Origin of the sequence: Lysinibacillus sp. CD3-6, assembly GCF_006351725.2 — a bacterium.
GTDB lineage: Bacteria > Bacillota > Bacilli > Bacillales_A > Planococcaceae > Lysinibacillus.
Genome location: NZ_CP085880.1, coordinates 790,713 through 804,245 on the forward strand (window position 1 = coordinate 790,713; position 13,533 = coordinate 804,245).

A 13,533-nucleotide genomic window follows, 5' to 3' on the forward strand; every position below is an offset into this window, starting at 1 on the left:
AGAAAATGTTAGGAGAAGGAAAGTCATATATAAAGGGGGCTGGCTCATGGCTAGTAACAGCAATCGAGTATTAATGAGAAGTGAAGTACCAGTAGAGTTAACTTGGCGATTAGAAGATATTTTTGCCACTGATGCACTATGGGAAGAGGAGTTTAAGAAGGTCGCAGAACTAGCAAAAAAAGCACCTAGCTATGCAGGTACTTTAAAAAATGGTTCAGATGCCTTATTAGCAGTATTAACATATTACGATGAAATTTATCAGCGTACAATGAAACTGTATACGTACGCACATATGCGTAATGATCAAGATAAAACGAATAGTTTTTATCAAGATTTGTATGGGCGTATTCAAACGTTAGCGACTAATATTTCAACGGCATTATCATTTTTAACGCCTGAAATTTTATCATTAAGTGAAGAGACAATCGAAAGCTATTTAGCAGAAAATAAAGATTTACAATTATATAAGCAATCATTGAAAGAAATTTCAATGACTCGTCCTCATGTGTTACCTGCTGATCAAGAGGCATTACTTGCACAGATGGCAGAGGTTACAGGCACCGCATCGAATACGTTTGGTATGCTGAACAATGCGGATTTAGTTTTCCCTATAGTGAAAAATGAAGAAGGGGAAGAAGTCCAGCTGACACATGGTAATTATATTAAGTTTTTAGAAAGTAAAAATAGAGCGGTACGTGAAGCTGCATTTAAAGCGATGTATGAAACGTATGGTAATTTTAAAAATACATTTGCGGCTACATTAACAGGCAATGTAAAAAAACATAATGTCAGTGCCAATATTCGTCATTATGATTCTGCACGTCATGCTGCGATGTCAAATAACTTTATTCCAGAAAGTGTCTACGATCAATTAGTCGAGACCATTCATAAGCATTTACCAGCTATGCAGCGTTATATTGCTTTACGTAAAAAGCTATTAGGTGTGGATGAACTGCATATGTGGGATTTGTTTACACCACTTGTCCAGGAAGTTGACATGCAAGTGCCATATGAGGAAGCGCAGGATATTTTAGTGAAGGCGCTAGCACCTCTTGGGGAAGAATACCAAAGCATCGTACAAAGTGGTTTTGATAATCGTTGGGTGGATGTGTTGGAAAACAAGGGGAAAACGAGTGGTGCTTATTCATCTGGTACTTACGGTACGAATCCGTATATTCTTATGAACTGGCAGGATAATGTAGATAATTTATTTACATTAGCCCATGAATTTGGACATAGCGTACACAGTTATTACACACGTCAAAATCAGCCATATGTCTACGGAGATTATTCAATTTTTGTGGCTGAAGTAGCTTCTACATGTAATGAAGAATTATTGAATGATTATCTGTTAAAAACAATAGAAGATCCTCAGCAAAAAATTTATTTATTAAATCATTGGTTAGACAAGTTCCGTAGTACAGTTTTCCGACAAACAATGTTTGCCGAATTCGAGCATATGATACACCAGATGGACAAAAATGGAGAATCATTAACAGCGGAACGTTTAACGGAAGTATATTATAATTTAAATAAGCTCTATTTCGGAGAGGCAATCGTAGTTGATGAGGAAATCGGTCTAGAATGGGCACGTATTCCACATTTCTATTACAATTACTACGTATATCAATATGCTACTGGCAAATCTGCCGCTACGGCATTAAGTAAGCAAATTTTGGAGGAAGGTGAACCTGCTGTAGAACGTTATATTAATAACTTCTTAAAAGCTGGTTGCTCTGACTTCCCAATAGATGTGCTAAAAGCAGCAGGTGTTGATATGAATGTAGCAAAACCAATTGATGATGCTTGTAAAGTATTTGAACAACGATTAAATGAACTAGAAAAGTTATTGTTGAATAATTAATTTGTATGGCTGTAGTAAAATTACTACAGCCGTTTTTTTCTGCTAATTAGAAAAGGACATTTTGGAAAAAATAATTAATAATGATTTTCTTTGATTTACAAATGAAAAAAAGGTACCATCTTGTAAAAATACTCTATTGTAATCGCTTTCTATATGACAAATTTGTGAATCTAAAGCAGGATACATTGCTTAATTTATTATTCCATGATAAAGTGAATCTTGTGAAATAAATCACAAAACAAACATACACCCCTTTGTTTGAACGTGAACATTTCTCCCATCCCCTTTGTGAAAAAGAGGCGTCTCTATCTGTCGAGGATAGAGGCGTCTCTTTTATTTTAGGTCTTTATTGCTATCAGCATGTAGTTTATGTGCCTTTAGTAGTTTTAATATTAAGCATCTCTTTTACTAATGATGCGAGTGATGCGTTGTTTTATTGCTGAGACTATCGATGCGATTTTTCGTCTATCGATAATGTTTTGGATGCACGGCTTTGAAAATCCGTTAATTTAATTACCAGTTTTCTAAATGAAAAAAAAGGATAGGTCTCTCATATACTCAGAGAGTTCCTAACCTTTTGGAATAAAAGTATAATTGCATTATTTAATACGCCATAGTGTAGCGTAATCTGTTTGAATCCGTTCTATCTTTTGTTGCAGCATCCGTTTTTTTAATTCACGCTCAGCTGCTTGTTCTGTTAATGAATAAATAAAAGCTATATCATTTGTAGAAAGTGTTTGATACTTTGAAAACAATTCTTCAATGGTTGGTAACGGTTGACGTATCAGCTGCTCGTTCAACATCTCTTGTAAAATATGTTCATAAACTTCATAGGAATAGCTGCCACTTACCTTTAAACCTTCATCCTCAATGCATTCATTGAAAAATACGATACTCGGTACTTCATCTACTTCCATTTCCCGTTTTATATATAAATCGCATTGGAAGGCACGTGCGGCTTCTTTTGAACCAAAGTCTACAACAAATTCATTCATATCTAATTGGACATCCTCTGCAATTTTTAAAAGCGTTGCATAGGAATTTACATCCTGGTAGTTCAATACAACATATTCCTGTAATTTCGATAAGTAGCGAGCGCCTGCACGTTTACCCTGTAATTCAGCTGCTTTTATCGCTATAGAGGGTAACACAGGGTGATTAATATCCAGCTCAATCCCAGATTCGCAACCTTTCATACGCTTGCTCAGACAATTAAGTGATGAAAGCTCTGTGCTTAAGACAAAACGCCATGAAAAATAATGATTGTATTCTAGTTGTAGTTTGCGAATGATGGATTGCATACTAAAAGCTTCAGGACAAAGTGGATCTACGAAAATATACAATTCAATTGGCTTATTAGCAGTAGAAATCGTCGGTGTTGGTTCTTGCAACATTTGAATATTATTCACGTAATAATTCCCCCTCATCGTCATTAGGTGTATTAATCATGTGATGAGCTGTTAATACTAAGCGATGGTAATAAGTTTCACGGAACTTCCCTTCCAAGCCAACTTCATCCATTGCTTCGGCCATACATTCTAGCCATGCTTGTGCACGATCGGGTGTAATTGGAAAATTCATATGACGCGCACGCATCATCGGATGTCCGTGCTCTTCAGTAAAAAGATTTGGACCACCTAAATACTGTGTTTGAAATTGAATTTGCTTACGTGCTGTCTCTGTCAAATCTTTTGGGAAGATTGGTATAAGTTCAGGATGCTGTGCAACTCTTTTATAGAACGCATGTATGAGTTCAGAAAGTTTTTCAGCGCCCAGCTCCTCATAAGGAACAGTGTATTTTCGACTCATAAGTAAATGCTCCTTTTATTCTTTATAGGAAGTATATCGTAAAGTGCAAATCAATATGTTGATCTACAATTTTATCTAATACTAAGTTGAATAGAAAAATGTGAATATCTTGTGACTACCTTCATTCTATCAACGTCCATTCGTTTACACAAACAAAGAGCACTTTGAAAATGTTTTCGCTAGAAAAGAACAAATTTCACCAACGTGGGTGAAATTTGCTGAAAAAGACCGTAATTACAGGTTTTATGCGATTTACACAGTGTAGTAATTCATCACTTTTTTGACATAATTCTGTGTTTCTTTGAATGGCGGAATTCCATTATATTTTGTAACACGAGAAGCACCAGCATTATAAGCTGCCAATGCAAGTGTTGGATCATTATCGAATTTATCGAGCATTTGACGTAAATATTTGGCGCCTGCCATAATATTTTGTTCAGGATCAAAAGAATTCGTTACACCTAAAAATTGTGCTGTCTTTGGCATTAATTGCATTAAGCCTTGTGCTCCTGCATTGCTGACAGCTAATGCATTAAAGTTGGACTCCTGCTTTATAACGGCTGCGATAAGCTTGGCAGGTACATTATAAGTAGTCGAAGCCTTGTCAATGATATCGGCGTATTTATTTGCTCCAGTAAGTGAATTTGCATAGGCAGTTGATCCAATTACATCATCAGATACATAGGAATCAAGGCTAGTGCTGGATTGCATTTTTGCTAACGTAGCCTGAATCGAAGCAGGTATATACACGGAATTAGAGCCATTATAAAGCAATGATTGCAGCGAGCTGTTTGTTGTTCCGACAGACATACCTGTTAAACTATTTAGCTGATCCATGAAATTTGCAGAGCTTGAAGAACTCATGCCAAGCAAACTAGATAATTTTGCACTATTAGTTGTTGTGGCATCACCTAACATTTCGTCAATCATATCAGAAAATAATGAATTGCTATTTGTGAAAGAATTAGCTGAAGTATTTTCTGTTGAACCTAGTGTTTGCAGTGCTTGTATTTCAAGCATCGTTCTTAAAGATTGGATATCCAATTAGTTGGTCACCCTTTCGTTTGTACTATAGTTGTAGTTGCTTTATTTATTGTTGCTTAATTGATTGAAGTGCTTTCATAAATCGGGCGATTTTTTTTTCAGCAATTTGTTTTTCTATACCATATTGCTGTAGAAATTCGTCGAAGATTGCATTTCCTTTTATTTCATCTTTTGATTCATATTCTACCTCATAATCGTCACACTGCAAATAGAAAGAATGATCAAATACAAGAAGTCCGTCTTTATAAGGGATTTCGACACGATCTGTTGTAAGGGAACCGAACACAGCTAATTGCTCTAGTGGTATATTGTGTAGCGCCAGTCTTTTTGCAACTTCAGGTGCATAAAAGCCTTGACCAGCAAGCATTTTTTCAGCATGCGTTGCAGTTAAAACGTCTGTCGTCTCTAAATGGGCATGTTTTGAAGATTTTTCTTTTAATGTACATTCGTAATAAGTGTCTATTATTCGAATTCGTAGTCCACTTTGCAATTTACGAATAGCATTGGAAGGCGTGTCGAAATAATGATTTGTTTGACGATGAATAGCATTTTCTTTGATTTGGAAATCCTCTAGTAATTGTTCATATTGTTGTTTGGTTAACACATTTTTAAATTCAATTTCAAGTTGTTGTGCCATCTATGCTCACCCTTTATTATTAGTTTTTACCTTGTTTATGCAGAATTTCTCCAAATATACACTTGTTAAAGTGGAGGTCACCTCTTTCAAGTACGCTCGAAAATAATGTCACTAAGAGGTAATTAATTTTTAACAAGCGTTTGCTTGTAGTTTTGCAATTACACACTGCAACTATTTACCCCATATGCTAAAATAAGAGGAAGAGAACGACGAAAAGGGGACCCACATGTGCGTAAAATATATACAATAGAATCATTTTATTTTGAAAACCAGCAACCTCATTTTAGTTTAAACGACAATAATAAAAATTTACAGTTAAAGCCTGCTGCTCAATTAATTGCAGACTCAGATGATTTTGCTTTTATTTATTTACTAGATGCAGGAGAGGACTATCATTATTTGCGTTTTCCATTGACTAGTTGGGAGAATCTTGTACATATTTTACAAGCTAAACAAAACCCAATGTTAAAAATAGATGAGGAAGTCATTGAACTTACAAATTTTTACGATGAATTGGAAATGCTCGTGTATAATATTGAAGGAAATTACAATTACGGAGCAGAATTTGTTCAGGCAGTGGAACAACACTTCAAGGCAGTTCTCGCTGAATAAAGAGACAAAACGAACAGACGGTATTGCGATTGTTCGATACCGAATGTCGGGAGGTTTTAGCGATGGGACAATGGGAGATTTTTTTAAGTCCTTATAAACAAGCAGTAGATGAGTTAAAAATAAAATTAAAAGGTATGCGTTCCCAGTTTGGCATTGTCAATGCAAATTCACCAATTGAATTTGTCACTGGACGAGTAAAGCCACTGGCAAGCATTTACGATAAAACTTTAGAAAAAGGACTAGCCTTTGAACCTTCGAAACAACTTGGCGACGAGCTTGGCGATATTGCAGGTGTTCGTATTATGTGCCAATTTGTAGATGATATTTCGACGGTGACAGAGCTAATTCGACAGCGGAAGGATATGCGTGTTGTTGAAGAGCGTGACTATATCACCCATAGTAAACCAAGTGGTTACCGATCACATCATATGATTGTAGAATACCCCGTTGAAACCATACAAGGAAAAAAGGTAGTGCTAGCTGAGATTCAAATTCGTACATTAGCTATGAATTTTTGGGCATCAATAGAACATTCACTAAATTACAAATATAAAGGCATGTTTCCAGAGGAAATAAAGAATCGTCTGCAAAGTGCTGCTGAGGCTGCCTTTCGGTTGGATGAAGAAATGTCATCGATTCGCAGTGAAATCCAAGAAGCGCAGGCCTATTTTAGTGAATTTAAAGAGGCATCGAATCCTAGTTTACTATCAGAGAAGGAGCGTGACTCACAATGAAATTTTCCATTCAATCACGTAGAGATGCACAATCAAATGAATTAATGGAGCTAGCAAAAACATATTTACAAGATTTTGGATTAACCTATGATGAAGAGACGCCTGAAATTGTTGTATCAATAGGCGGAGACGGAACATTATTACACGCCTTCCATCGCTACTCACATTTGCTAGATCAGGTAGCATTTGTCGGTATTCATACAGGTCATTTAGGATTTTATGCAGATTGGAAGCCTTCGGAATTAGAGAAATTGGTGTTATCTATTGCCAAGAAGGACTTTAATGTTGTGGAGTATCCATTACTGGAAGTAAAAGTGGAGCATCATAATACAGATTCAAATACTTATTTGGCGTTAAATGAAGCGACAGTGAAATCACCAGATGTTACGCTCGTAATGGATGTAGAATTAAACGGCAATCAATTTGAGCGTTTCCGTGGCGACGGCCTTTGTGTTTCCACACCTTCAGGTAGTACAGCCTATAACAAAGCACTTGGAGGAGCGATTATTCATCCAACATTAGCGGCACTTCAAATTACTGAAATAGCCTCTATAAATAATCGTGTTTTCCGTACAGTTGGCTCGCCATTGATATTACCAGCACATCATCACTGTGTGTTACGCCCTGTCAATGAGCAAAACTTTAATATGACAGTTGATCATATTCAAGTTACACAAGGCGATGTAAAATCCATTGCTTTTAATGTCGCCAATGAAAGAGTCCGCTTTGCTCGCTTTAGACCTTTTCCATTCTGGGAACGTGTGCATGAGTCATTTGTTGCCAATGAATAATAGCGATAGACGATTTACGCTTCAGTTTCTAGCTGAGAAGGATGGCCAATTATTGCGTGAAGCTTTAGCAGAATGGCAAATATCCAAACGAGCCTTAACAGCTATTAAATTTGAAGGGGGCTTATTGATGGTGAATGGTAACGAACAAAATGTACGTTACCCTCTCCGTATAGGCGATCAAGTAGAAGTAAAATTCCCACCAGAAGAGAAAAGTGATGGGCTTGCCATTGAATATGGCGAGCTTGCTGTTATTTATGAGGATGATGCGCTGTTAGTACTCGATAAACCAGCACATCAAAGTACTATTCCATCTCGGGAGCATCCAACAAAAAGTATTGCGAATGATGTTTGCGGCTATTTCGAACAACAGAATTTAGCTTCTACCATTCATATTGTGACAAGACTTGATCGGGATACATCTGGCTTGTTATGCATTGCAAAACATGCGCATATTCATCATCTAATGGGTTTAGCCCAACGCTTTGGTGAAGTATCACGGGAATATGAAGCAATTGTACATGGACATTTAACACAAAATCGCCAGTCTATCATAGCGCCTATTGGACGCAAAGAAACAAGTATTATTGAGCGTGAGGTACGACAAGATGGACAATATGCACATACAGATGTAACTGTATTACAGCGTTTTTCTGTTCAAGGTGAGCCGATGACGCATATCCGCTTAAAGTTGCATACAGGACGAACACACCAAATTCGTGTGCATATGAGTTATTTGGGGCATCCGCTCGTTGGTGATGATTTATATGGAGGGAGTCGCGATCTAATAGATCGGCAAGCGTTACATTGCGTATCGTTATGTTTACAGCACCCTTTAACAAAAGAGCAACATTATTTCTCTAGTCTGCTGAAGGATGATATGCTACAAATATTAAATACTTGAGGAGGTGTTCGCAAAAACGGGCATCTCCTTATCATTTTTACTAAAAAAAATTATCTTAATAGCATGTTAACAGAAAAATAAGCAATTGTAGGGTATAGTATAGTAGAAAGTTGTTGCTACCTAAAAAAAGAGTTTGCACAAATAGTACATGCACACTATTATATAAAAGGTAGATTTACATCAATGTATGTAAAATGAAATGAATTCAACGCTCGGAAGGAGGGGACAAGCATGATAGAGGAAAGAAATGAAAAGGATGATGTGCAATTTGACGAAGCACATTTACGAGGTATGCTCGAGACCAATGATATTACCGCATTCCGTGATGAGTTTTTAGAACTTCATCCATATGATCAGGCAACGTTTTATGAAAAGGTGGAGCCTGATATACGAAAGATCATCTATTCGTACTTGTCTCCGACGGAAATGGCTGACATTTTTGAGGCAATCGAATTAGATGATGATGAATATAAAGCATATTTAGCAGAGATGGATCCCGCCTATGGTGCGGAAATGCTGTCTCATATGTATGCCGATGATGCCGCAGACGTCTTAAATGAACTAGATACTCAGCAACGAGAAAGCTACTTAGGCATGATGGATGAAGAAACAGCTGGAGAGATTAATGAGCTTTTAAGCTATGATGAATATACAGCTGGTTCTATTATGACAACGGAATACGTGGCCATTCCTGAAAATTCTACAGTGCGTTCGGCAATGGCGATATTACGTAAAGAGGCACCGAATGCCGAAACGATTTATTATATTTTCGTTGTGGATGAGGCGCATCGACTTACAGGTGTTATATCTCTTCGTGATTTAATTATTGCTGACGAAGATACACTTATTCGCTCCATTATGAATGAACGTGTTGTAATGGTCCATGTTGGGGATGACCAAGAAGAAGTAGCACAAATTATGAAAGATTATAATTTCTTGGCGACACCTGTTATTGATGATAAAGGTGAACTTTTGGGGATTATTACAGTCGATGATATTATCGATGTTATTGATGAAGAAGCATCTGAGGATTACTCTAAATTAGCGGGTATTTCAGATATGGATAAATTTGATACAAGTCCTTGGCAAGCAGCGAAAAAACGATTGCCATGGCTTGTCGTATTATTATTTTTAGGCATGCTAACAGCAAATTTAATGGGCCAATTTGAAGATACCCTCGATAAAGTTGCACTACTAGCTGTCTTTATTCCACTTATCTCGGGTACTTCGGGGAATAGTGGGACACAAGCGTTGGCTGTTGCCATTCGAGGTATTGCTACTGGTGATGTCGAAGAACATAGCAAGATGAAACTGCTACTTCGAGAGGCTGGTACGGGAATTTTGACTGGTATTGTTTGTGGTATTATCGTTATTGGTATTGTATATATATGGAAAAACGAATTAATTTTAGGCATGCTTGTAGGGGCAGCTATTTGTGGTTCAATTTTAGTGGCTACGCTTGCTGGATCATTTATCCCATTATTAATGCACCGCATGAAAATTGATCCTGCTGTTGCATCGGGTCCGTTTATTACTACGTTAAACGATATTACAAGTATTTTAATTTATTTAGGACTAGCGACAATGTTTTTAAGTCAAATAGGCTAAGAACCAATTTCTTCGTTTTAGCATATTGTAGGGAAAAAAGGGAAGTGATAATTGTGGAGCGAGAGCCACGCCTATATATAAAATCACCAACTTATTTCTTAAACATTTCCAAAATGCTACATGAACTTGATTTGGATGAAAGTACGTCTGTGTATGTAAGGGATCAATATGCAAGCGAGTCGAGTGAAGAAGAAGCGCTGTTAAAACAAAAGGAAGAAAAAGTAGAATTCCAAGTAAAAGAAGAACAAATTGATGAGTATTTAATTAAACAGTTGCGATTTTTGGAAAAACCATTTCGTCAAAAGGCCTACCAGCCATTATTAATTAGTTTAAAAGATGGTAGAAAATTGAGTGGAACTGCTTCTGATTTGCAAGAGGATTCACTTATGTTGACGTCGAGGGAATTTAATACACAAGAAATTATTTACTTTGAAGATATCGAACAAATATTATGGCGAGGAAAAAAATTGCCAACATTATAAAAAAAGTGTACAGCAGAGGATGCTGTACACTTTTTTTTTATGTGTAGTGTGTCAAAGGAGAAAGACTTAATCACAAATCCCTAAGTCAACATCAGCGATACATTGTACAGCGCAGAAACAAGATAGATCCACAGTAATACAGCTATCAGTGGAGTTCCAATCATCTACTTTACAAATTTTCTTCATATTAACGCAGCAGCCATCACGACTTAATAAGTCAACTGTGCTTTCAGTAGAATCATAAGTACATAAAGGTTCTAAAACACGTAAAGTAGCACAGCATTCATCAAACATATCTTCGACACGGAAAAATACTGATGTACATTTACAAGGATCTGCTGATGGTGAGCTAAAGAATGCTTTAAATGGAGTACCGTCTTTTGTAATTAACATGAATACGCGTGTGTCTGCTGCTGAACGTGCAGGACTTACAATCCCGCCTAGTGGTTCTAAGAAACAGTTTGCTGTACATGGAGAACACTCATCTCGCACCGCTTGATTTTGAATATCTAGAATTGCACGAACTACGTCACATACGCAGCCTGCTGATTGGATAGGTCCAATAGGATTTGTTGGTTTACCACAACCCATATCGTCACCTCCTTTCTTTCTAATACTTCTACAATATGTACTTTTAAAAAATGGACTCGGGCTTTCGTTTACTTATTCAAATGAATAGTTTTTTTCTGTGTGGAGAAACTGTGAAGAAAAGGAGGGTAAATAACTTGAGGTTATTAAGAATGATGTTGCCTCTATTAGTTTGTATGACATTGCTTATTGGATGCACGGAAAAAGAAAAATTTATTGTTTATGGTTCTCCTCAAAATGAGGAAGAGCTGGAATCGTTATTAAAAGAAGAAAAATTTGTTGAAAAATCAACGGTTATTCAATATGACGATAAAATGCTTGTTGCCGTGCAAATTAAACCAATAAAAAAATGGAATAAGACTAAATTAGAGAAAAAACTACAAAAGAAGTTTGATGAAAAATACCCTAACAAAGAAATTTTCGTTTCAGCTGATTATAAAATATTTTATGAAGCAAATAAAATAAAAAAGGATCAACTTGAAGATAATAAACTAAGCAAAAAAATAACGGAGCTAACAAAGCTTGCAAAGGAGGAAACATAATGGAAAAAGAGCAATATCAACAACTTGAGCAAAATATAACACCGACTCCACCTTACTTAAAAAATGCTGTAAAAGCATTTTTAGTAGGAGGCCTTATTTGTACAATCGGACAGGCAGTTTCTCTTTTTTATATCGTTTTCTTTAATTTCACAGAAGCAACAGCAGGGAATCCTACCGTTGCCACAATGGTGTTTTTTGCAATGATTTTAACTGGCTTAGGTTTATACAAAAAAATTGGTCAATTCGCTGGAGCGGGTTCAGCAGTGCCAGTTACAGGTTTTGGTAACGCTGTTATATCGGCTGCAATTGAACATAAATCAGAAGGTCTAGTACTTGGTGTTGGCGGTAACTTATTCAAATTAGCTGGATCGGTTGTTTTATTTGGAGTAGTATCTGCATTTTTTGTAGCACTTATTAAATATATTCTTGTAACGATAGGGGTGGTCTCATGGTAATCATTTTTCCATCCAAACCATCACTGTTAGCTGGTGGTGTGGTGGCAGGGCCGTTAGAGGACCGTAGTACGTTTAAACAATATTTCGATACGATTTACGACGATGAGCGCTGGCAAATGGAAACAAATGAACAAGGCCATCGAAAAATGATTGAAGAAGCCAGTGAAATTGTAATGAAAAAAGGTGGCATTTCAACTGGGGAAGTCGATTTTTTGTTAGGTGGCGATTTAGTTAATCAAATGACACCTACAAATTTTGCTGCAAGGGAATTAGCCATTCCATTTATCGGACTATTTTCAGCTTGTGCTACCTCGGTCTCTTCTGTTATTGTAGCTAGCCTTTTAACAGAGATTGGAGCCGCAAATTTTTCAATTGCTGGTGCATCAAGTCAGCACAATGCGGTAGAACGCCAATTTCGTTATCCTATCAATTACGGGGCACAAAAACCTCAAACGGCGCAGTGGACAGTAACCGCTGCTGGGTATGCACTTATTGGCAAACATCAAGAGGACGCTCCATGTATTGAAGCGGCGACAGTTGGAAAGGTAATTGATTATGGAATGGATGATCCTTTCCATATGGGCGCTGCAATGGCACCTGCTGCCTTTCAAACAATCAAGGCACATCTTGAGGACCGAAAGCAAGAAATTTATCATTATGATTTAATTTTAACGGGTGATTTAGGACAGCTTGGCTTAAAACTTCTTAAAGGGATGCTTGTTGAGAGTGGCATAAAAAATGAAGAGCTAACACTTTTACGCGATGCTGGAGCGGAATTTTACGGTCAAGATGAAGCATTTCAATCTGGGGCAAGTGGAGCAGGCTGTTCAGCGGCTGTTTTTTTTAGTTATGTTATTCAAGAACTCCGAGCAGGCACATATAAACGTGTGCTTCTTGTAGCGACAGGTGCGCTACTATCTCCACTTTCATTCCAACAAAAAGAAACAATTCCATGTACGGCACATGCGATAGAAATTACAATGAAATGAGGCAATAGCATGGTTACGACATTTATTTTTGCATTTATAGTAGGAGGCATTATCTGTGTAATCGGTCAATTATTAATGGATGTTGGTAAATTGACACCAGCACATACATTAAGTACGTTAGTTGTCGTTGGTGCCATTTTAGATGGAATGGGGTTATACGAGCCGCTAATTCATTTAGCGGGTGCTGGTGCTACAGTACCAATTACGTCATTTGGTAACTCCTTAACACATGGAGCAATGGCTGAAGCAGAAAAACATGGATTAGTAGGCGTATTAACGGGAATGTTTGAAGTAACAAGCTCAGGAATCAGCGCAGCTATTGTTTTTGGATTTATTGGAGCATTAATTTTTAAACCAAAAGGGAATATTGACTAGACGAATACCCCTCTCTTATCTGCAACTTTACATATTATAGGTTGTAGAAGGGAGGGGTGCTTTTATGGGATATCAGGGCTGGTGTGCACAACCTTATGCAGG

16 protein-coding genes are annotated in these 13,533 nt (G+C 37.1%); 11 read left to right on the forward strand and 5 right to left on the reverse strand.

Annotated elements, in window-relative coordinates:
* The first annotated feature begins 46 nt into the window (after positions 1-46).
* Complete coding sequence (pepF, locus tag FH508_RS03535; protein WP_173478081.1) at positions 47-1,864, forward strand: oligoendopeptidase F; 1,818 nt, start codon at positions 47-49, stop codon at positions 1,862-1,864.
* Between the two features lie 599 nt (positions 1,865-2,463).
* On the opposite strand, the gene FH508_RS03540 is transcribed toward pepF, so the two are convergent.
* The 4 genes from FH508_RS03540 to FH508_RS03555 form a co-directional block, all read right to left on the reverse strand.
* Positions 2,464-3,273, reverse strand: coding sequence for a ClpXP adapter SpxH family protein (locus tag FH508_RS03540; RefSeq protein WP_173478080.1), 810 nt, complete (start codon positions 3,271-3,273; stop codon positions 2,464-2,466).
* Positions 3,266-3,673, reverse strand: coding sequence for a globin domain-containing protein (locus tag FH508_RS03545; RefSeq protein ID WP_173478079.1), 408 nt, complete (start codon positions 3,671-3,673; stop codon positions 3,266-3,268). Before FH508_RS03545 ends, FH508_RS03540 begins: the two co-directional genes overlap by 8 nt.
* A 252-nt stretch (positions 3,674-3,925) precedes the next feature.
* The gene (locus FH508_RS03550) at positions 3,926-4,717 is read right to left on the reverse strand and encodes a lytic transglycosylase domain-containing protein (RefSeq protein WP_228134373.1); all 792 of its coding nucleotides are present in this window, start codon (positions 4,715-4,717) and stop codon (positions 3,926-3,928) included.
* Positions 4,718-4,763: 46 nt separating this feature from the next.
* A complete protein-coding gene (locus FH508_RS03555; RefSeq protein ID WP_173478078.1) occupies positions 4,764-5,354 on the reverse strand; it encodes a CYTH domain-containing protein in 591 nt (196 codons plus the stop codon).
* A gap of 228 nt (positions 5,355-5,582) precedes the next feature.
* Between FH508_RS03555 and FH508_RS03560 the strand changes: the two genes are divergently transcribed.
* The 6 genes from FH508_RS03560 to FH508_RS03585 all read left to right on the forward strand — a co-directional run bounded on the left by FH508_RS03560 (position 5,583) and on the right by FH508_RS03585 (position 10,482).
* On the forward strand, positions 5,583-5,966 hold the full coding sequence (locus FH508_RS03560; RefSeq protein ID WP_173478077.1) for a UPF0738 family protein: 384 nt from the start codon (positions 5,583-5,585) through the stop codon (positions 5,964-5,966).
* 62 nt (positions 5,967-6,028) lie between these two features.
* Positions 6,029-6,700 (forward strand): GTP diphosphokinase, encoded by a 672-nt coding sequence (locus FH508_RS03565; RefSeq protein WP_173478076.1) that lies wholly within the window; start codon positions 6,029-6,031, stop codon positions 6,698-6,700.
* A complete protein-coding gene (locus tag FH508_RS03570; protein WP_173478075.1) occupies positions 6,697-7,491 on the forward strand; it encodes an NAD kinase in 795 nt (264 codons plus the stop codon). The genes FH508_RS03565 and FH508_RS03570 overlap by 4 nt, the downstream gene beginning before the upstream one ends.
* Positions 7,484-8,392, forward strand: a complete 909-nt coding sequence (locus FH508_RS03575) for an RluA family pseudouridine synthase (protein ID WP_228134374.1) — start codon at positions 7,484-7,486, stop codon at positions 8,390-8,392. The genes FH508_RS03570 and FH508_RS03575 overlap by 8 nt, the downstream gene beginning before the upstream one ends.
* 231 nt (positions 8,393-8,623) lie before the next feature.
* A complete protein-coding gene (gene mgtE / locus FH508_RS03580; RefSeq protein ID WP_173478073.1) occupies positions 8,624-10,000 on the forward strand; it encodes a magnesium transporter in 1,377 nt (458 codons plus the stop codon).
* A gap of 53 nt (positions 10,001-10,053) precedes the next feature.
* Positions 10,054-10,482, forward strand: a complete 429-nt coding sequence (locus FH508_RS03585) for a hypothetical protein (protein ID WP_173478072.1) — start codon at positions 10,054-10,056, stop codon at positions 10,480-10,482.
* Between the two features lie 66 nt (positions 10,483-10,548).
* Here FH508_RS03585 and FH508_RS03590 read toward each other — a convergent pair whose 3' ends face one another.
* Entirely contained in the window at positions 10,549-11,073 is a 525-nt protein-coding gene (locus FH508_RS03590; protein WP_173478071.1) for a CotY/CotZ family spore coat protein, read from the reverse strand.
* Between the two features lie 134 nt (positions 11,074-11,207).
* Here FH508_RS03590 and FH508_RS03595 point away from each other — a divergent pair, with 134 nt between their 5' ends.
* Genes FH508_RS03595 through spoVAE form a run of 4 tightly spaced genes read left to right on the forward strand, consistent with a single transcriptional unit; the run spans position 11,208 to position 13,431 of the window.
* Positions 11,208-11,612, forward strand: a complete 405-nt coding sequence (locus FH508_RS03595) for a YhcN/YlaJ family sporulation lipoprotein (RefSeq protein WP_228134375.1) — start codon at positions 11,208-11,210, stop codon at positions 11,610-11,612.
* Entirely contained in the window at positions 11,612-12,067 is a 456-nt protein-coding gene (gene spoVAC, locus FH508_RS03600) for a stage V sporulation protein AC (protein WP_173478070.1), read from the forward strand. Before FH508_RS03595 ends, spoVAC begins: the two co-directional genes overlap by 1 nt.
* Positions 12,061-13,056: a stage V sporulation protein AD gene (locus FH508_RS03605; protein WP_173478069.1), complete on the forward strand. Its 996-nt coding sequence runs from the start codon at positions 12,061-12,063 to the stop codon at positions 13,054-13,056. The genes spoVAC and FH508_RS03605 overlap by 7 nt, the downstream gene beginning before the upstream one ends.
* Positions 13,057-13,065: 9 nt before the next feature.
* The gene (spoVAE, locus tag FH508_RS03610; protein ID WP_173478068.1) at positions 13,066-13,431 is read left to right on the forward strand and encodes a stage V sporulation protein AE; all 366 of its coding nucleotides are present in this window, start codon (positions 13,066-13,068) and stop codon (positions 13,429-13,431) included.
* The last annotated feature ends 102 nt before the right edge of the window (positions 13,432-13,533 follow it).

What these genes read in the sequence shown, in the direction of transcription:
- pepF (WP_173478081.1), top strand. Translation starts at nt 47, where the DNA reads ATGGCTAGTAACAGCAATCGAGTATTAATGAGAAGTGAAGTACCAGTA.
- FH508_RS03545 (WP_173478079.1), bottom strand. Translation starts at nt 3,673, where the DNA reads ATGAGTCGAAAATACACTGTTCCTTATGAGGAGCTGGGCGCTGAAAAA.
- FH508_RS03555 (WP_173478078.1), bottom strand. Translation starts at nt 5,354, where the DNA reads ATGGCACAACAACTTGAAATTGAATTTAAAAATGTGTTAACCAAACAA.
- FH508_RS03565 (WP_173478076.1), top strand. Translation starts at nt 6,029, where the DNA reads ATGGGACAATGGGAGATTTTTTTAAGTCCTTATAAACAAGCAGTAGAT.
- FH508_RS03570 (WP_173478075.1), top strand. Translation starts at nt 6,697, where the DNA reads ATGAAATTTTCCATTCAATCACGTAGAGATGCACAATCAAATGAATTA.
- FH508_RS03575 (WP_228134374.1), top strand. Translation starts at nt 7,484, where the DNA reads ATGAATAATAGCGATAGACGATTTACGCTTCAGTTTCTAGCTGAGAAG.
- mgtE (WP_173478073.1), top strand. Translation starts at nt 8,624, where the DNA reads ATGATAGAGGAAAGAAATGAAAAGGATGATGTGCAATTTGACGAAGCA.
- FH508_RS03590 (WP_173478071.1), bottom strand. Translation starts at nt 11,073, where the DNA reads ATGGGTTGTGGTAAACCAACAAATCCTATTGGACCTATCCAATCAGCA.
- spoVAC (WP_173478070.1), top strand. Translation starts at nt 11,612, where the DNA reads ATGGAAAAAGAGCAATATCAACAACTTGAGCAAAATATAACACCGACT.
- FH508_RS03605 (WP_173478069.1), top strand. Translation starts at nt 12,061, where the DNA reads ATGGTAATCATTTTTCCATCCAAACCATCACTGTTAGCTGGTGGTGTG.
- spoVAE (WP_173478068.1), top strand. Translation starts at nt 13,066, where the DNA reads ATGGTTACGACATTTATTTTTGCATTTATAGTAGGAGGCATTATCTGT.